Here is a 17,004-nt window from a genome sequence, read left to right on the forward strand (position 1 = left end):
CCTGTTGGCCTGCGGATCCGACCTTGCAAGGTTCCGCAATCCGCGCGCGCGTCAGCGCCAGTTTTGAAAGGTCGACCCGGTGCCACAGAGCCGGTCACGGATCGTTGTGGCCGCGTGGCAGGTGACGCAAACCGAGAGGTAGGCCAAGAACACGGTGAAGGCTCCGGCAAGAACCTTGGCCACGACTGGAGTTGTGATGATCGAGCAGCCGGTCAGCGCGAGGATGGAAACCGTCGCGACAATCGGAACACACTCGGGAGTGTCGCGGGCGAAGGAGAGTTTCTTGGGATCGAACATGGCGTTTCCCGTCGCTTGGAGTGAGTTCATGCGGATTGGGATGCAGGCGCTGCCCGACAAAGCGAAGCGTTGATCAGAAGGGCCACGATCATCAGCCCCATGGCGAGGAGGAAGGCCGCCCCGGGAACGTTCGCGACGGCATCCGCGCCGCTGAAGGCGCGGAAAGTCTGCGTCATCACGAGGGGCGAGAAGATCATCGCGACCGCTCGAACCGAGGCCAAAAGGCCCTGAACTTCGCCCTGGCTGTCAACGGCGACAGTATTGGCGATGCGGCTTTGAAGGGCCGGCGTGACCACGGCACCAAGCGCGGAGAGCGGGGCCAGAAGCAGTATCGCAGTGCCGTTTCCGACGACAGCCAGAAGCGCAAAGGTCAGGGTATTGAAGAGGAAGCCCCAGACGATGGTACGTGTTTCGCCTAACCGGCGCAGGACGATCCCGATCAGCCCACCTTGCACAGCGGCCATTGCGATCCCGAAGGTTGCGAGCGACAGGCCGACAGTCGCGGTGTCCCAGCCGAAGCGCGCCTGCGTGAAGTAGGCCCATGTCGATGGAAAGACGAGGAAGGCAAACTCGTAGAGGAAGAACAGCGTCAGAAGCGGCAGAAGGCTGGGCATCTCGCGTAGCTTGGCAAACACAGAGAAGGGGTTGGAGCGCCTCAGGTCAAAGGGGCGACGGATTTCGTCGGTGACGGTCTCTTTCAACACGCTCGCGCCGAAGATCAGGTTCACGCTTGCCAAACCGGCCGCAACCCAGAAGGGCGCACGGGTGCCGAATTCGGCCAGCAGGCCGCCGATGACCGGGCCAAATACGAAGCCGATCCCGAACGCCGCACCGAGCAGACCGAAGTTCCTCGCTTTGTCCTCGGGCGTGGAGAGATCGGAGATCAGGGCCGCGGCCGTGGATTGGGTTGCCGAGGTGATGCCTCCAACGAGGCGCGCCGCGAGCAGAAGCCAGATCGATCCAGCCAGCGCGAGAACGACGTAATCGGCGGCCAAGACGGCAAGAGACACGAGCAGGACCGGGCGGCGTCCGAACCGGTCCGACAGCGCGCCGACCGTTGGTGCGAAGAGAAACTGCATGACCGCATAGGACGTGGCCAGGATGCCGCCCCAGCCCGCGGCTTCAGCGATATCGCCGCCGGTCACATCGCGGATCAGGTCGGGCATCACGGGCAGGATCAATCCTACGCCCATGGAGTTCAGCGTCAGCGTTGCAAAGATGAACAGGACGGACAGACGGGTATCGCGGCGATCAGTCATGGGAAGCGTCTCCGATATCCTTGGACGGCTGAAGGGCGCCGCGAAGCCAGCGCACCAGGGCAAGCCCCACGAAGACGGCCAGCAGGGCAGGCAGTCCGACGGCGAGCATCTGAGCAAAGGCGACGAAGGCGTTCGTGCGAAGCCGGATCCGATGCTCCGACGGTTCGATGCCCGAGGAAATCACGGTGAGCGCCCAGTCGGGCCGGGCGATTTCCGACCACGCGCCCCGCGAGTAGCCGGACGGTTCCAGTGCGATGCCCGGCGCCACGGTCTCGAGCGAACCGCTCGAATTGCGGTCGTGATAGGCGCGAAGCACGTAGGTGCCAATGAGCCCGTTCAGCGTGACTTTCGCTTCACGAGCAATGATCGTCGTGGTCAGCACTGTCTCGGGAGCACCGTCGCGATAGGCTTTGGCGGAGCCGTAGAGCTCCACGACGGCCTGTCCCAGATCATCGGCAAAGCCGTCGACAGTGACCGTCAAGTCGTCCGCCCGAGCACCTTGCGAGAGTGCGGCTGCGAGGATGAGAGCGCCAAGGGGATGAAGGAAGCGCTTTCGGGCGACTGGGGATTGTGTGTGTTCATGTATCATGCCCCCAAAATGACAAGCATGCGTAGCCACGCAGCATTACCTGCGCAAAGGCCAAGCTTGTTTCGCCAAAAGCGACGATGCTACCGTTCACGAAACGTCAATTGCAGCGGCGATAAGGAGCGGCGGTGGGCAAGCAGCCCTCACTGACATCCCGGTACGCGATCGCGATTCTCGCCACCTCCGCCTTCATGATCTGGGTGGCCAAGGACGACACGGACCGGCTTCTGGATGTGGGGATCTTCTGGATCCTCGCCATCACGGCAGGCTGGTTGCAGATGCTCTTGATCTCGCGCGGGGTGCGCGCATCTTTCGGGGCCGAGGCCTGGCCCGGATGGGCGCTGCTCCTGGCGCAAACCTTCATCGGGGCCGTCCCGCTGACCTTCGAGGTGCGCTGGCTGATGCTCACAATTGTCAATCCGGAGGGCGGTCTGCCGCCGCCCTGGATGAGTTATCTGAATGTCATCGTGATCAATTTCGTCTTCTCGCTGGTCCAGTACACGCTCGTGGAGCGTTGGCCCATCCTTGCTGCAGCGCGCCCCGACGCGGAGGTTCGCGCGGAGCAGGAGAAGATCGATGCATCGAACGCGATCCCGACCATCGGGCAGTTGAAACGCCGGCCCGACGGGTTGAACGGGCGGATCCAGTACATGCAGATGGAGGATCATTACCTGCGGGTTCATACGGATGAGGGTGCGGGACTTGCTCTCTATCGTATGAGCGATGCCGTCGCAGACCTCTCCGACAGCGACGGGATGCAGGTGCATCGGTCCTGGTGGGTCGCGCGCGACGCCGTCCGAGATGTGAGGCGCGAGCGCCACAAGAAGACGCTGATTGCACATGATGGCACCGAAATCCCGGTGGGGCGGTCCTTCGAGAAGGCATTGCGCGAGGAAGGCTGGCTCTGAGACGGGCGCAATCCCGGGAGTTCCTCACTGCGCCAGCAACCACATGATCCGGTCCGTGGAGAGGGCATAGTGGATTGCAATCAGCAGCGCCAAGGCGGCGCCGACAGCGCTCCACCCCGCCGCGTGAAATGCCAGCGCGCCACCGAAGAGGACGACCAGTTCGAGGCATAACCGGACGGCCCCGGGCACCGGAACGGGCGCGTGACCGGACCGGCTGGGATCGTCGGGGACGGCAAAGACGGTCCAGATGGCGGCGGCGCCAGCGACAGCCGCGACGGCGCAGAGAGACCCGAGAAGGCCTCTGGCAAACCCCCAGGCATAGGTGGCCAGCCCGGCCAGTGCCGCCAGTTCGAGAAGGAAGCGAAGCGCGAGGTTCCAGGCTGATATGATCGTCCCCTTTCGGCCCCAAGCATCGTAGCACGAAACCCGCTCCACGCCTGCGATGTCTTTTCTCTTGGCGCTTTGAGGGCTGCCGTTCGCGAAACGTGAACTGCAACGGCGCAGCAATTTGCGAAGAAAACAAGGGCCCCGCGAAGGATCGCTCCCGAGAATCGGCGGCCTGGCCCTTTTTTGGCGTCATCACCAAACGCGATGGGCCCAAAGGAGCTGAACCATGCATTTTGTCGTCTTCGCCGCCGAGGCCGCGACCGTCCTCTTCTTCGTCCTCTTCTGCCTGGCGCTTGCCTCGGACGGGATCCGTGGCCGCATCTTCGACATCCACACCGACGACCCGGTCGGGCGCTGCCTGATCCGCAACGCGCAGGTCGCGTTCATGATCGGGTATCCCGTCCTCTTCGCCGCCACCTTCGCCATCGCCGTTGGGCTTCTCTGAAAGGACCGGTCTCATGCACAACCTCTGCCTCTACAAGTCTCTCGCATTTGGTCTCGTCTGGGTCGCTGCCCCTGCGCCGCTTTGGATCTGGGCGGTCCTCGCCTGGGCGATGTGACCGCTCCACCGCCACCGATGCCTCTCACACCAGAAAGGAGAACCATGCCCATGCTTCGCGCCATCATCCTGGCGGCAATTCTCGCAGGTACAACGTCAGAAGGCAGCGCCGCGGACCTCGAAATCAGCGTCACCGGTGCTGTTCCGGCCGTGGGCGAAATCCTCCTGTCTGTCTTCGATACTGCCGACAACTGGATGCGCTCCCCGGTCGCGAGCCGAACCATCGAGGTCACCAGTGCCGGCACCGCCAAGGTCCGGCTCGCTGTTCCGCCCGGCCGCTATGGGATTGCGATCATCCACGATGCGAACGGAAATGGCGTGCTCGATACGGGTCCCTTGCGCATCCCCCGCGAGGCGTTCGCCTTCTCGAACCGCGCTCAGGCTCGGTTCGGCCCGCCACTGTTCGAACGTGCCGCATTCACTCTACCACCTGAGGGCGCCGCCGTTCGCATACCGCTCACAACCGCAAACTGACCGGGAGGATTGACCCCGTGATCGAAGTACATGCGCTCTCGAAGCACTTTGGCAGTCTTACCGCCGTTGACGAGATCAGCTTCACCATGCAGCCCGGCGAAGTTTTCGGTCTGCTCGGCCCGAATGGTGCCGGAAAGTCCACGACAATCGACTGTATCTCCGGTCTGATCCCGCCAAGCTCGGGCCAGATCGCAATCGCCGGGAACGACCTCATCCGTGCGCCACGCGCCGCAAAGGCGCGGCTCGGCATCGTGCCGCAGGAGATGGCCATCTACGAGGATCTCCCGGTGGTACAGAACCTGCGCTACTGGGGGTCGGCCTACGGACTGCGGGGGGCCAATCTGGCGGACCGCGTTGCCGACGTGCTCGAGGTAATCGGGCTGGTCGACCGGGCGCATGACAAGCCGAAGGACTTCTCCGGCGGCATGAAGCGTCGCCTGAACTTCGGCTGCGGGATCGTGCATGAACCGGATGTGTTGCTGCTGGACGAGCCGACGGTCGGGGTCGATCCGCAATCGCGCGAGCGCCTTTTCGATATGGTGCGCGCCCAGATCGCCCGCGGGGCGTGCGTTCTCTACACCACGCATCACATGGAGGAGGCTGAGACGCTCTGTAACCGGATCGCCATCGTCGACCAGGGGCGCAAGATTGCCGAGGGAACGCTGGCCGAACTGCGCGCGCAGGTGGGCGAACGCGACATCATCACCCTGACCGGGGCCTTCGCTCCCGGCCATACACTTGACGAGGCCTTGCCCGAGGGCGTTGCCGTTCTGCAATCGGAGGACTCACGTCTGACGCTTGAGGCCGAGGACGGTCCGGCGCGTCTCGCCACGCTTCTCGATGCGCTCTCACAAACCGGCGCCGAGGTGCGCGAGACGATAGTGCGGCGGCCGAACCTTGAAAGCCTGTTCCTGAAGCTCACCGGCGCCGAGCTGAGGGCCTGAGATATGACCTTCCTCACCGCATCCATCCTTAAAAACCTCCGGCGGGTCGCCGCGCAGCCTTGGTCCGTCGCCATCTGGATCGGCGTGCCTCTGCTTGTCGGGAGCCTCCTTTCCGCCGTCATGGGCGGCTTGGACGGTGACACGCCGAAGGTCCACCTGCTGATCTCGGACGAAGACGGCTCGTTCCTGTCGGGTGCGCTGGTCGACATGTTGGCGCGCGAGGAATTCGGCGACCTCCTGATCCTCGAACCCTCGGCGACCAATTCCGGTCTGGCAATGCTCGACGAGGGCGATGCCACGGCGATGCTGGTGATCCCGGACGGGTTCCAGAGGGCTTTTCTCAGGTCGGAGCCACAGGCGCTGCGTCTGGTCGTCAATCCTTTGCAGCAGATCCTGCCCGAGATGGCCGAAGAGCTGACACGGTTGATCGCCGATTTCGGAAGCTACGTGCAACTGGCGTTTGGCCCGGAACTGGAGGTTGCGAGCCGGCTGGCGACCGATATCGAAACGGCCGGAGAGTCGGGGCCTGAGGCCGCGGCCGCGGTCGGCGACCTCGCCAGCGGTGTAGCGACCAAGCTTTTCCAGGCATTGCCGCATCTGACAACTGCGCCGGTCGAAATCGCCGTGGAAACGACCGAGGGCGCGCGCGAGGCGAGTTTCACGTTGCTGTTCTTCCCTGGTCTCCTGATGATGTCGGTGATTTTCGCAGCGCAAGGCCTTGCCGAAGACCTGTGGCAGGAACGCGAGATGGGCACGCTGCGTCGGCTGCGCAGCACCGTTGCTCCGCTCGTGACCTTCCTTCTGGCGCGCGTTCTCGCGTCTGCCCTCGTGCTGATGCTCGTGATCCTTCCCTTGGCGCTCTTGGGCTTCGCAACGCTGGGGCTGGATTGGGCAAGCCTGCCGCTCACGCTCGCGTGGCTGGTTCTGGCTGGTCTGGTGCTCGCCGCGCTCGCCTCAATGATCCAGGTGCTGGCGCCGAGCCGTAAGGCGGGGGCACTCTTCTCCTCGCTGGTCTTCTTCCCGCTTCTGCTCGTGGGTGGCAGTTTCTTCCCGCTGGAGAGCATGCCGGATCTCCTTGCCGCGTTTGGGCGATTCACGCCGAACGGAATGATGCTGGAGCCGCTGAAGGCATACCTGATCGGCACCGGCGATCTCGCCGGGTTTGGCCCGGTCCTTGCCGTCGCCCTCGCCGTCACACTCGCCCTGACCGCCGCAACCGCCTGGCGCTTGCAGGCAGGGTTCGCATCCCGCTGACCGGAGGACATCATGCACAGCATCTTCGCCAATATCTGGTTCATCGCCCGGAACGACCTGCTTTTCGCCTTGAAGGACCGCGCCACGCTTCTTTGGCTTGTGCTCATGCCGCCGGTGTTCTTCTTTTTCATCGGAAACATGACGGCTGGCGGGTTCGGTGCGATGATGTCGGGCTCGGAGATCGTGGTCGAAGCCCCCGCCGAAAACGATCCGAAAACGGACCGGTTTCTCGACCTCCTGACCGAAGGCGGTTTCATTCTTGCCGAAGCGGGTACGAATGCCCCGACTCTACGCCTATCCCCGTCGCCGAATGGTGCTGATGGACCGGTGGTCGCCACCTTTGTTGCCGGGGATCCGACGCCGGCCACAGAGTTCGAGGTTCTTCGGCTCCGGCGGGCGGCACTGACGCTTCAGGCGGAACTGGCCACGATCGCGGCACGTGGAGAGGCACCATCTACCGTTGCCGCGTTCGCCAAAGAGCGCCGTCCGTTGACCGTCGAGATCGAGGCGGCTGGCCGGTTGGGCCGTGTGCCGTCCGGTTTCGAGCAGACCATCCCCGGCATCCTGGTGATGTTCACGATGTTGGTCCTGCTGACATCCGGTGGCGTGCTTCTGCTGATGGAACGCGAACAGGGGATGCTGCGGCGACTGGCCTCCGCACCTCTCTCGCGGCGCGAGATCGTGGCCGGCAAATGGCTGGGACGGATGCTGCTCGCCCTTGCGCAGATTGGCTTTGCAATGCTTGTCGGCACTCTAGTGTTCGGCATGGACTGGGGGCCGTCGCTGCCGGCCATCCTGCTGATCCTTCTCGGCTGGGCAGCCTTCTGCGCCTCGCTGGGGCTGCTCGTCGGGTCGCTTGGCCGGTCTCAAGGCGAGGTCGCAGGCCTTGGTATGCTGCTGACGATGATCATGGCCGCTCTCGGGGGCGCGTGGTGGCCCATCGAGGTCACGCCGACCTGGATGCAAACGCTGCAAATGGTCGTTCCAACCGGCTGGACAATGGACGCAATGCACCGGTTGGTCAGCTTCGGCGATGCGCCGATCACGGCGCTTCCCCACCTTGCCGCGCTTCTGATCGCCGCCATCGCGATTGCAGGTCTCGCGGCGAAGTACTTCAGGTTCGACTGAAGTCGGACCACCGCCCCTTCCCAGCACCGATGGCACTTGGACCCGGAGATAATTCAATGACGACGCAGACCATCATTCTCTGCCTGCTCCTGCTTCCGCTTCTCGCTTCATGGGTCATCGGAGGCGCCGAACGGGTAGGTTTCGGTGGCGTTCTCGGCATCGCCCTTGCATTCGCCTTCTTTGGCTTGGGGCAACTCGCGCAGACCGAGGCGGTGATGCAGATGCTGCCGCACTTCGTCCCATTTTCGAGACACCTTGTCATCGCGATGGGCTTGATTGCTATCGCGATTGCCCTCGGGATTCTGCATCCGGCAAGCAGACGGCTGGCCGGATTGACGGCCATGGCTGTGCTCGTCGCCGTTTTCCCGGCCACTATCTCCGCCGCAATCAACCAGATCGGCATAGGGGGGCATACCTGGGGCGGCGTCTACCTGCTGATCCGCACTCCGCTTCAGGCTCTCCTGTTCTGGTGGGCTTGGTTTTTCACGGTTCGACCCGCCAAGGCCAATGTCTCTCTGGCGATGACAAGGAGCCTTTTCTCTGTTGTAGAGAGCGGTACGTTCCGGACGGCAAGGAAGCGAACCTGATGCGAATTGGTTGAGTGGTCTTTCATCTGGTGTCTCACTCGGCGCTTTGGGCAACAAGGCGGCCGCACGCCGGTTGACCCATTCCGACGCTTCGTCACGCTAGACAGGCGGCCGAGTTGCCATTGTCGCCGGGACCGCTTCAGGCCACCCAAAATCGGTCGTGCCATCGGGAAGCCCGAGAACCCGGTCGATGGTCAGGAAAGCCAGATCGAGTGCATCCTGAAGATCAACTGCCGCCTCGTCCGCCGCGGGCGTTCCACGCGCTTCGATGGCGCGCAACAGGGCATTGTCGAAGGATGAACTGAGAGTGATGATCATTTCGGCCGCGATGCCTGCGTTGGTCACCGACATCGTGTTTTCGCGGCAACCTTGTTCGATTATTCCGGTCAGGGCGGGTTTGGAAAACCGCATGACCGTTTCCTTGAACTTCGTAAGAAGGAAGTTGTTTTGATCCGCGTTCATCGCGCGGAAGAACTCGACTTGCCCGGGATAGTCGTGCTGCTTGAGATAGTCGGATCTCAGGTGAAGGAAGCTGCGAAGCCGCTCCACGGCGGACGATTCGGTATCCTCGGCAATCGCCTCCATGTTGCCGAAAACGATAGCTGCCATCCGGTCGAGAACGCCAAAGAGAAGCTCATCCTTGGACTTGAAGTGATGGTAAAAGCCACCCTTCGACACGCCTGCCATCTGCAGGATATCCGCCATGGTCGTGTCTTCGAACCCTTTGGAAAAGAACAGCGCTTGGGCACAGTCGAGTAGTTGGTTCCGCCGCGCCTCGGGCTTCATGTTGGTGCGTCTTTTCTCGCTCACTGAGGTTTTCCTTTACAAACCGACCGCCGGTCTGCATATACAGACCAACAGTCGGTATATGCCGAATCGATTAACTGAACAACCCAATTCGCCGAGCGAAGCACCTTAATCCCAAGGGGTTAGGGCTGTGGCGCTCGCATTTTACGAACATGGAGAAGAGAATGCTTGTTCCAACGATTTCAATTGAATGGCGACCTATTCCCCGCGTCCACAGCTGGCGTTCCGTATTCCAAACCCTGCTCTCGCGCGAAAGCGGTAGCGGTCCCGCTGCGGACCTCTCGCAAGCGCCGGGGACGCGCCATCTCAGGCGGGATATCGGAATTCTGCCCGAGACCGTGTCTCCGACCTATCTGGACCTGATGTAGAGAGATGGCCTTGCTACTCGAAAAGAACCTGCGGGAGATCGGTTGTGCAAGCGCGTCTCCGGACAACGCCGGTCGCGCCGAAGCCCGCCCGATTGATGGCAGAGATGCTACACTCGCATTGCGGCAGGGGCGTTGCACGCCCTCCAAACCCGAACGGGATTCAACCTCCGGACCGGAGGAAACACCTGCTCATGGAGCCCTGGAATGAAACGACCTGACGTTGCATCGATTGGAGTCTTCGTGGCTCTCGCCCTTTTGACCCTGACAGTGAAACTCGCCATGACCCCGGCGATCTCCCATTCGCAAGTTGCCGACCTGCCGCCGGTCCAGACGCCCGAGGGGGTAATGGTCGACACCGGTATCGTGTCGCTTGAGCGTCTCACGCTCGGCGGGGTCGAGCAGACCGTCCTGATCCGTGGCCAGAGCGCCGACAACCCGGTCCTGCTGTTTCTTCATGGCGGACCCGGTGGCGCCATCATTCCCTGGGTACCGCTCTTCCAGACACCAGAGCTCGAAGCGGCGTTCACAGTTGTCCATTGGGACCAGCGCGGCGCGGGCAGTTCCTACAGCGATGCGCTCACAGCGGCCGATATCACGCCGGATCAGTTCGTGCGCGACACGCTGGAGCTGACCAACCTGTTGCGCGACCGGTTCGGTCAGGATCGGATATTCCTGGCCGGGCAATCCTGGGGCAGCGCCCTTGGGTTCATGACGATCGCCGAGGACAGCACGCCGTATCATGCCTTCATCGCGATCTCGGAGCGGGTCGCATGGGAGCGGAGCCACGAGATCGGCTTTGATTGGGTCAAGATGCAAGCCAGCAGCAATGGCGACGATGACATTCTGGCGGCGTTGCAGAAGATCGAACCCTTCGATGCGCTGGATGAGGCGGATCTCATCGTGCAAAGGCAGGCGGTCGCCCAGTACGGAGGCGGCGACTATCACACCGAGGGTCTCGAGGATCGCTACCTGGACTACGCGATTTCCGGGCAAAGCCCGTACTACAGCGAAGCGGATATCCAAGCCTACATGCCCGGCCTTGAGCTCTCCAGCAAGGCCATCGAAAGCGCCGAGCTTCTCGCCGGCTACGACCTGTTCGAGAACTTTCCCAGTGCCACCATCCCTGTGCATTTCATCACCGGCACCGAGGACTGGAACACGCCTGCCGTCCTGGCAAAAGCCTATCACGACGCGCTGGAGGCCCCGGACAAGAGCTTCACGGCGATCGACGGTGCGGCTCATATGGTCATGTTCGACCAACCAGACGCCTGGACCGAGACGATGATCGCAATCAAGGATCGGACCCTGCTGTCCCGCTGACGCATCCAGCACAGCGCGAATGCACGGTCCACCCGCCCAACCGCAGTGGAAACAGCCATGATTAATCCCCTTGGAAAACCCGCCGGCATCGGCCTCGTCGCCCTTGGCGCAATTCTGCTGGTCCTGAACACATTCTCCGGTGACCTGTTCACCCTGTCGATGCATTGGTCGTTCTTCATCATGATCCCCGGAGCCCTGGTCATGGCACTAGGCATGATGACCGGTGATCAGACCAGGGCGCTCGCAACGCTCGGGATGGCAACACTCGTCACCGGTGCCGTCCTTGGCTACCAGGACTTGGCCAACCACTTCCAGAGCTGGGCTTACGCCTGGATCCTGACTGGCCCCGTTGCCGCCGGGGCCGCTTGGTGGCTGTTCGGGATTGTCCATGACGATCCGGCAGCCATCGCCGACGGTCGCCCGCTTGTGTTCTTTGGCTTGCTGGCATTCCTCGCTGCCGCCGCCGTCTTCGAACTTGTGATCGGCATCAGCGGATACGGAATTCTGTCGAACCTGACCTTGGGGCTGGTTGCCGGGCTGACCCTGATCGTCGCGGGTCTTGCCGTAGTTTTCAGGCCCGGCGACGGGACACGGCCGGTGGAGCGAATGGACAATCCGGAGGTCCTGGACAGTGAATAGCGACACAGAAGCCCAATACGGATTGGGCAAGATCCTCCTCATTTGGGCGGCGGTCTCGATCCCGATGCCGATCCTCGCCTTTGGCGTGGCGCCCGCGATGGCGGAGATCGGATCCGTGGAGTGGATTCTCCTGGTTTGGTACCTGCTGATCGGCGGCATGGTCTGGCAGTTCGTCCTCTCGGTGATCTTGCTTTCACAGGAGCTCGAGCAATTCACCTGGACGGCCGTCAAGGAGCGCATCTGGCTGAAAGCGCCGCGAGACCCAAAGACAGGCGTGGCCAATTACTGGCTCTTTCTGTGGCTGATTCCGATGTTCGTCCTCTATGTGGCGCTCGAAGTATCGCCGATCGGAGTGTTCATCGGAGAGCTGATCCTCATTCCTTTCCCGGCCCTCGCAAACCTGCCTCTACTCGACCTGTCCATTCTGGCTGTGCCGGAGCTCGAAGGCGCCTGGTGGTTGGTCGGTGTTGCGCTGATCTCTTGCCTGTTCAACTACCTCCTCGGCGAGGAACTGTTGTTCCGGGGCGTGCTCCTGCCAAAGATGAACGGCGTTTTCGGCGACTGGGACTGGGTTGCGAACTCGGTGTTGTTTGCGCTGTATCACCTGCACCGACCGACCCAGATGCTTGGCTTCATCCTCGGCACAATGGCCTGGGTCTGGCCTGCCAAACGTTTTCGGAGCATCTGGTTTCCCATCATCCTGCACGGCTTCGAGGGGACCTTCGTGATCATTGGCGCGATCTCCGTAGCGGCTGGGGTCGGGTTGTGATGCTGTCCACACCCTTCATTCGCGGCTACGGTTTGTCCTTGGTGTCAAAAGTGAGCGGTCCAAGTCGCCGGTTACGTGGTTTAGCTTCTCCACCTGTGGCAGGCGCAGGAGCTTGCGCCGGAGCCGGTCGATCCGGTCGGGCTGGCCACGGGTAAGTTAAAGCATCGCCTGCAGAGTGACCGATGGGCCAGCCGCCCGGGGTGAAACGATGGCCGCCTCCCGCTCGATGGCACCAATCTTTCGCAACCGCTGAACACGGCGCAGGCAGGCGGCGGCAGAGAGTCTGACTTTGCCTGAGAGTTGCTGCCCGGTCTGCCGGCTGTCGATACTGAGCAGCTCCAGCAGCTTCCGGTCGAAATCATCCAGCGTATCCATGTCGGCGCCCTTCGGCTGATGGCCGAGGTTCCCCTTCCGCTGGGCGGACTTATCCCACGGCCTCTGTGACAGAGATGCCGAGCGCGGTGTCGTCGTTGAGGACGGCTGTGCGCACCCGTGCCTCGCCTGCCGACAGACGCCGGATCGGCGCGGCTGCAGGCGAAGCGTCCCAGGTGGACCGCAGCGGTCGCACACCACCAGCGATTTGCAGAATAAGGTTCGCAGCACGGGCATTCGTTCCGGGTTGGACCAAGTGTCTTCTCGGTGAAGTCGCGACGAACAGCAGATTGGATGGCGCGACGGCCATTGGTACTCCGTCAAGCGCATGCCGCCGTTCTCCACCCGTCAGAGGACCCAAATGGACCGGCACTGCATTCGCGCTCTTCGTACGCAGCCGTCGCTCTCAGTCGCGCGCGTCAGTAGTGAGCCAAGACGGATTGCATCCATTCGCATCCGATTGCATACAATGTCTTCGGACTCCTGGTTGCGGGCCAAATTGGTGGGGTCAGATCGGATCATACTCGCCCAATGCAAAGCGGATTGGCCTATGAGCTGCTTGATGAGTTCTCACGTTCCGGCATTTGTTGCCCGGGCAAGCGCGTGAGGAACGGCGACAAAGCAGAGCACCGTCTGCGCATTGGCGCGGCTATCCGAACTTTCGCAAGGTCGGAAACCGTTGGGCGCTTTGATAGGCGTGTCATCTTCGACCGAGTTGTTGCGCCTTTTGAGGCACGGCTTGCGCCGGTCAACGAACTCGCCGGACCAGTCGACGTGTTTGACGGGTTGTTGGTTGCTGGGTTTGACGCACCCAAGGTGGCGCGCTTGGATCCGAGATTTCACCGAGGATTCGTCACGGCTGCGGGGAGAACAGCCGCGACGCATAGAGAGACGAACCCTCAGCACCGACCAGGATGCCTCGGCGAATGACCCAGCAAACGAAACGGAAACTGGCATCCTTTGCAATTGCGCTGCTCGGTGTTGCAGTGTTCCGATTCCTGGGGCTACCACTTCCCTGGCTCCTTGGACCCATGTTCGCTTGCCTCTTGGCCGCATTTGCGGGGGTGCGCCTTGCTGGCGCTCCACGGATCAGCACGGCGATGCGGACTGTACTGGGCGTCGCCGTTGGAGCGTCCCTCACGCCATCCCTCGTCGATCAGATCGGCGAGATGGTTCTTTCCATTGCCCTGATCCCGCCGTTCATTCTGTGCATCGGATTGACCGGGTATCCGTATTTTCGGCGGCTTTGGGGCTTCGACCCGGCCACGAGTTACTACGCGTCGATGCCAGGGGGATTGCAGGACATGCTCGTTTTTGGCGAAGAAGCCGGAGGTTCGCCCCGCGTTCTGAGCCTTGTCCATGCCACCAGAATCCTCGTGATCGTCACCGTGTTGCCCTTGATCCTGAGTTGGGCACTCGACGTTCCGTTGGATCGCCCACCAGGGGAACCGGCTGCCGATATTCCCGCGTTGGAGTTGGTGTTGATGGTCGTGATTGCCATTGCCGGATGGTGGGGGGCGAAAGCTGTTGGGCTCTTTGGCGCGTCCATTCTCGGACCCTTGATCCTCGCGGCGATTGCGAGTTTGACAGGTGTTATTCACCATCGCCCGCCAGTCGAGGCGATCCTTGCGGCACAGTTTTTCATTGGGGCGACGGTCGGGGTGAAATATGTCGGTATCACCGTCGGTGAACTTCGCCGGGTCGTTCTGGCCGCGTTGGGATACGTTGCGATCCTGTCGGTTCTTTCCGCGATATTTGCGAGCATCGCCTATTGGGCTGGCTTCGCGCCAATGACCGAAGCGATCCTTGCATTTTCACCTGGTGGGCAGGCTGAGATGGCGGTGCTTGCAATCGTGGCGGGAGCCGACATTGCCTATGTCATTACCCATCACCTCGTGCGGATGGTAACAGTCATCGTGGGGGCTCCGATTGTGCAGAGATCGAAGTCGGACCCATGAAGCGATGAAACAATGACAATGGACATACCCTTCACCACGCGGCCTGAAATCACCGGGACATTCGGCGTTGTCGCCTCGACGCACTGGATTGCCTCGGCCGTGGGGATGAAACTGCTCGAGGCTGGCGGAACGGCATTCGATGCGGCTGTTGGCATGGGGTTCACGCTCAACGTCGTGGAGCCACATCTGAACGGGCCGCTGGGCGACATGCCAGCGCTGATCTGGCCGGAAGGCATGCCGGAGCCGACCGTGGTATGCGGGCAGGGCGTTGCGCCCGCGGATGCGACGATCGACAATTACCGTTCGCAGGGATTGGATCTCGTGCCGGGCTCGGGGCTTCTGGCCACGGTTGTTCCCGGCGCCTTTGACGCCTGGATGCTGATCTTGCGGGATCATGGGCGTTTGTCCTTGCGGGACGTTCTTGAGCCGGCCATTCATTACGCGGAACATGGTCATCCCATGCTGGCAAGCGCGGCGAACGTTATTGATGGCTTGTCCGAAGCCTTCCGAAAAGAGTGGCCCACATCTGCGGCGGTCTGGCTGCCCGGAGACAGGGCGCCCGCGCCGGGCGCCCTTTTCAGAAACCCGCAGCTCGCCCGGTTCTGGCAAAACCTCCTTGCCGAGGCAGAAACGAAATCCGGCCGCGTTGCGCAGATCGAGGCCGCCCGGCGCGCCTTTCGAGAGGGGTTCGTCGCTGAGGCCATTGATGCGTTTCTTCGAGATGCCTGCGTCATGGATTCCACCGGAGAGCGTCGCCGCGGCGTGCTGACTGGGCAGGATATGGCGAGCTGGGAGGCGGCGTACGAGCCCGCCCTTTCGGTCGATCATCACGGGTGGACAGTCTGGAAATGCGGTCCCTGGAGCCAGGGGCCTGTGCTGCTTCAGGCGTTGAGACTTCTCGAAGGGGACAGCATCGCTGGTTTAGATCCGCAAGGTGCGGATTTCGTCCATCTGCTGACGGAGTGTCTGAAGCTTGCATTCGCCGACCGTGAGACCTACTTCGGCGATCCGAAATTCAGCAACATCCCCATGCAACAGCTGCTCTCGCGCGACTATGGACGGCAAAGGCGGCAGCAAGTCGAAGCGGTTGCGTCGGTTTCGCAACGTCCCGGACGGATTGCCGGTTTCGAGCGGCAGGCCGAGGCGTTTCTGCGCCGATCTACGCTGGCGATCGATTCCGCAGTCGGCGTCGGTGTCGGCGAGCCGACGATGGCGCACCTTTCCGAGAGGCAGGGTGACACGGTTCATATCGATGTAATCGACCGTTGGGGCAACATGGTCTCGGCAACGCCTTCCGGTGGATGGCTGCAATCCTCGCCCGTCGTTCCGGGCCTCGGCGTGCCGCTCAACAGCCGGGCGCAGATGTTCTGGCTGGAGGAGGGTTTGCCCACGTCCCTGGCGCCCGGCCGCCGCCCCAGAACGACATTGTCACCGTCGATGGCTATGGGTCCGGATGGCGCCCGCCTTGCCTTTGGCACGCCCGGTGGCGACCAGCAGGATCAATGGCAACTGGCGTTCCTGATGCGGCTGATCCATCACGGCATGAACCTTCAGCAGGCAATCGACGCGCCCCTGTTCCACACGGCGCACCTTCAGGCGAGTTTCTACCCGCGGGCGAGCCGACCCGGCCATCTGATGATGGAGCCAGCCTTCAACGAGGCAGTTGTCGACGACCTGCGCCGTCGCGGCCATGATATCGAGGTGTCTTCACCCTGGGCCATCGGCAGATTGACGGCAACACGGCGCGATGCGGGCGGGCTGCTCGGCGCCGCGGCGACGCCGAGGCTGATGCAGGCCTATGCCATCGGAAGATAGATGAGAGATTTTCATTAATAGGCCAAAAACTAGAATTTGTTGGCATTGGATTGGAATGCCATCCTCCTGAGGCAACAAGCGGAAAGGGCAAGAAACGCGGCCCGGTCAATATCCGCGATTGCATCAAAGCCGGTTTGGCAATGGGCCGGCACATTGGGAGGACACAATGACCAATCGGCGACCGGCTGCCTTCGGCGGCCTGCTTCTTTCTGCATCCATAATCGCAGGCGCGACATCGGCAACTGGCGATGGGCTCGATCTGAGCGGCCAGACGGTAGAATTCGTCATTCCCTTCTCGGAATCCGGTGGTTCGGCGAAATGGGCGAACTTTTTTGCGCCGCTGCTGAGCGAGGCGCTGCCCGGTAATCCCACGGTGGTCGTGAAATACATGCCGGGGGCAGGGTCCACCAAGGGCGCGAACTGGTTCCAGGACCAGGAGTACGAGGATGGAACACTGGTTTTCGGCTCCTCTGGATCGACGCAGTTTCCCTACCTTCTCGGCGATCCCCGTGTGAAGTATGAGTACAGCGACTGAAATGTCGTTCTTGCTTCGGGCACGGGTGGCGTCGCTTT

19 protein-coding genes are annotated in these 17,004 nt (G+C 62.1%); 13 read left to right on the forward strand and 6 right to left on the reverse strand.

Translation table 11 applies throughout. The features are described 5' to 3' along the window. Positions 1 to 51: 51 nt before the first annotated feature. Genes ARC39_RS23375 through ARC39_RS23385 form a run of 3 tightly spaced genes read right to left on the reverse strand, consistent with a single transcriptional unit; the run spans position 52 to position 2,037 of the window. Entirely contained in the window at positions 52 to 297 is a 246-nt protein-coding gene (locus ARC39_RS23375; protein WP_068118681.1) for a hypothetical protein, read from the reverse strand. Between the two features lie 26 nt (positions 298 to 323). Then, positions 324 to 1,556, reverse strand: a complete 1,233-nt coding sequence (locus tag ARC39_RS23380; RefSeq protein ID WP_068118683.1) for a TCR/Tet family MFS transporter — start codon at positions 1,554 to 1,556, stop codon at positions 324 to 326. Continuing rightward, entirely contained in the window at positions 1,549 to 2,037 is a 489-nt protein-coding gene (locus ARC39_RS23385) for a DUF2141 domain-containing protein (RefSeq protein ID WP_068118684.1), read from the reverse strand. Before ARC39_RS23385 ends, ARC39_RS23380 begins: the two co-directional genes overlap by 8 nt. A 233-nt stretch (positions 2,038 to 2,270) precedes the next feature. Here ARC39_RS23385 and ARC39_RS23390 point away from each other — a divergent pair, with 233 nt between their 5' ends. After that, positions 2,271 to 3,050, forward strand: coding sequence for a LytTR family DNA-binding domain-containing protein (locus ARC39_RS23390; RefSeq protein WP_068118686.1), 780 nt, complete (start codon positions 2,271 to 2,273; stop codon positions 3,048 to 3,050). A gap of 24 nt (positions 3,051 to 3,074) precedes the next feature. Here the strand turns inward: ARC39_RS23390 and ARC39_RS23395 are convergent, their stop codons facing one another. Next, positions 3,075 to 3,485: a DUF2568 domain-containing protein gene (locus tag ARC39_RS23395; protein ID WP_201455797.1), complete on the reverse strand. Its 411-nt coding sequence runs from the start codon at positions 3,483 to 3,485 to the stop codon at positions 3,075 to 3,077. A 178-nt stretch (positions 3,486 to 3,663) separates the two neighbouring features. Between ARC39_RS23395 and ARC39_RS23400 the strand changes: the two genes are divergently transcribed. From ARC39_RS23400 to ARC39_RS23425, 6 genes are all read left to right on the forward strand, one after another. Beyond that, positions 3,664 to 3,882 carry a hypothetical protein gene (locus ARC39_RS23400; protein ID WP_068118689.1) on the forward strand — a complete coding sequence of 73 codons (219 nt, stop codon included), beginning with the start codon at positions 3,664 to 3,666 and terminating at the stop codon, positions 3,880 to 3,882. Positions 3,883 to 4,047: 165 nt separating this feature from the next. Beyond that, positions 4,048 to 4,470 (forward strand): DUF2141 domain-containing protein, encoded by a 423-nt coding sequence (locus ARC39_RS23405; RefSeq protein WP_068118691.1) that lies wholly within the window; start codon positions 4,048 to 4,050, stop codon positions 4,468 to 4,470. Between the two features lie 17 nt (positions 4,471 to 4,487). Then, entirely contained in the window at positions 4,488 to 5,414 is a 927-nt protein-coding gene (locus tag ARC39_RS23410; RefSeq protein ID WP_068118692.1) for an ABC transporter ATP-binding protein, read from the forward strand. Between the two features lie 3 nt (positions 5,415 to 5,417). Next, complete coding sequence (locus ARC39_RS23415) at positions 5,418 to 6,668, forward strand: ABC transporter permease (protein ID WP_068118697.1); 1,251 nt, start codon at positions 5,418 to 5,420, stop codon at positions 6,666 to 6,668. A 12-nt stretch (positions 6,669 to 6,680) separates the two neighbouring features. Beyond that, positions 6,681 to 7,796, forward strand: a complete 1,116-nt coding sequence (locus tag ARC39_RS23420) for an ABC transporter permease (protein ID WP_068118699.1) — start codon at positions 6,681 to 6,683, stop codon at positions 7,794 to 7,796. 56 nt (positions 7,797 to 7,852) lie between these two features. Beyond that, on the forward strand, positions 7,853 to 8,383 hold the full coding sequence (locus tag ARC39_RS23425) for a DoxX family protein (protein WP_068118703.1): 531 nt from the start codon (positions 7,853 to 7,855) through the stop codon (positions 8,381 to 8,383). A gap of 99 nt (positions 8,384 to 8,482) precedes the next feature. Here the strand turns inward: ARC39_RS23425 and ARC39_RS23430 are convergent, their stop codons facing one another. Then, positions 8,483 to 9,193 carry a TetR/AcrR family transcriptional regulator gene (locus ARC39_RS23430; protein WP_149866531.1) on the reverse strand — a complete coding sequence of 237 codons (711 nt, stop codon included), beginning with the start codon at positions 9,191 to 9,193 and terminating at the stop codon, positions 8,483 to 8,485. A gap of 569 nt (positions 9,194 to 9,762) precedes the next feature. Between ARC39_RS23430 and ARC39_RS23440 the strand changes: the two genes are divergently transcribed. From ARC39_RS23440 to ARC39_RS23450, 3 genes are read left to right on the forward strand one after another with little or no spacing between them, the layout of a single operon-like run. Continuing rightward, positions 9,763 to 10,878: an alpha/beta fold hydrolase gene (locus ARC39_RS23440; protein WP_068118713.1), complete on the forward strand. Its 1,116-nt coding sequence runs from the start codon at positions 9,763 to 9,765 to the stop codon at positions 10,876 to 10,878. A 57-nt stretch (positions 10,879 to 10,935) separates the two neighbouring features. Continuing rightward, positions 10,936 to 11,517: a hypothetical protein gene (locus ARC39_RS23445; RefSeq protein ID WP_068118716.1), complete on the forward strand. Its 582-nt coding sequence runs from the start codon at positions 10,936 to 10,938 to the stop codon at positions 11,515 to 11,517. Next, entirely contained in the window at positions 11,510 to 12,286 is a 777-nt protein-coding gene (locus ARC39_RS23450; protein WP_068118719.1) for a CPBP family intramembrane glutamic endopeptidase, read from the forward strand. The genes ARC39_RS23445 and ARC39_RS23450 overlap by 8 nt, the downstream gene beginning before the upstream one ends. A gap of 156 nt (positions 12,287 to 12,442) precedes the next feature. On the opposite strand, the gene ARC39_RS25895 is transcribed toward ARC39_RS23450, so the two are convergent. Further along, on the reverse strand, positions 12,443 to 12,661 hold the full coding sequence (locus ARC39_RS25895; RefSeq protein WP_068118721.1) for an Lrp/AsnC family transcriptional regulator: 219 nt from the start codon (positions 12,659 to 12,661) through the stop codon (positions 12,443 to 12,445). Between the two features lie 923 nt (positions 12,662 to 13,584). Here ARC39_RS25895 and ARC39_RS23465 point away from each other — a divergent pair. The 3 genes from ARC39_RS23465 to ARC39_RS26315 all read left to right on the forward strand — a co-directional run bounded on the left by ARC39_RS23465 (position 13,585) and on the right by ARC39_RS26315 (position 16,966). After that, positions 13,585 to 14,616 (forward strand): AbrB family transcriptional regulator, encoded by a 1,032-nt coding sequence (locus tag ARC39_RS23465; protein WP_236545365.1) that lies wholly within the window; start codon positions 13,585 to 13,587, stop codon positions 14,614 to 14,616. A gap of 12 nt (positions 14,617 to 14,628) precedes the next feature. Continuing rightward, positions 14,629 to 16,431 carry a gamma-glutamyltransferase family protein gene (locus tag ARC39_RS23470; RefSeq protein WP_068118728.1) on the forward strand — a complete coding sequence of 601 codons (1,803 nt, stop codon included), beginning with the start codon at positions 14,629 to 14,631 and terminating at the stop codon, positions 16,429 to 16,431. Positions 16,432 to 16,597: 166 nt separating this feature from the next. After that, positions 16,598 to 16,966: a hypothetical protein gene (locus ARC39_RS26315; RefSeq protein WP_236545367.1), complete on the forward strand. Its 369-nt coding sequence runs from the start codon at positions 16,598 to 16,600 to the stop codon at positions 16,964 to 16,966. The last annotated feature ends 38 nt before the right edge of the window (positions 16,967 to 17,004 follow it).

The organism is Tropicimonas marinistellae (assembly GCF_001509585.1).
Lineage (GTDB): Bacteria > Pseudomonadota > Alphaproteobacteria > Rhodobacterales > Rhodobacteraceae > Tropicimonas > Tropicimonas marinistellae.

What these genes read in the sequence shown, in the direction of transcription:
- ARC39_RS23375 (WP_068118681.1), bottom strand. Translation starts at nt 297, where the DNA reads ATGTTCGATCCCAAGAAACTCTCCTTCGCCCGCGACACTCCCGAGTGT.
- ARC39_RS23380 (WP_068118683.1), bottom strand. Translation starts at nt 1,556, where the DNA reads ATGACTGATCGCCGCGATACCCGTCTGTCCGTCCTGTTCATCTTTGCA.
- ARC39_RS23400 (WP_068118689.1), top strand. Translation starts at nt 3,664, where the DNA reads ATGCATTTTGTCGTCTTCGCCGCCGAGGCCGCGACCGTCCTCTTCTTC.
- ARC39_RS23405 (WP_068118691.1), top strand. Translation starts at nt 4,048, where the DNA reads ATGCTTCGCGCCATCATCCTGGCGGCAATTCTCGCAGGTACAACGTCA.
- ARC39_RS23415 (WP_068118697.1), top strand. Translation starts at nt 5,418, where the DNA reads ATGACCTTCCTCACCGCATCCATCCTTAAAAACCTCCGGCGGGTCGCC.
- ARC39_RS23420 (WP_068118699.1), top strand. Translation starts at nt 6,681, where the DNA reads ATGCACAGCATCTTCGCCAATATCTGGTTCATCGCCCGGAACGACCTG.
- ARC39_RS23425 (WP_068118703.1), top strand. Translation starts at nt 7,853, where the DNA reads ATGACGACGCAGACCATCATTCTCTGCCTGCTCCTGCTTCCGCTTCTC.
- ARC39_RS23440 (WP_068118713.1), top strand. Translation starts at nt 9,763, where the DNA reads ATGAAACGACCTGACGTTGCATCGATTGGAGTCTTCGTGGCTCTCGCC.
- ARC39_RS23445 (WP_068118716.1), top strand. Translation starts at nt 10,936, where the DNA reads ATGATTAATCCCCTTGGAAAACCCGCCGGCATCGGCCTCGTCGCCCTT.
- ARC39_RS25895 (WP_068118721.1), bottom strand. Translation starts at nt 12,661, where the DNA reads ATGGATACGCTGGATGATTTCGACCGGAAGCTGCTGGAGCTGCTCAGT.
- ARC39_RS23465 (WP_236545365.1), top strand. Translation starts at nt 13,585, where the DNA reads ATGACCCAGCAAACGAAACGGAAACTGGCATCCTTTGCAATTGCGCTG.
- ARC39_RS23470 (WP_068118728.1), top strand. Translation starts at nt 14,629, where the DNA reads ATGACAATGGACATACCCTTCACCACGCGGCCTGAAATCACCGGGACA.
- ARC39_RS26315 (WP_236545367.1), top strand. Translation starts at nt 16,598, where the DNA reads ATGACCAATCGGCGACCGGCTGCCTTCGGCGGCCTGCTTCTTTCTGCA.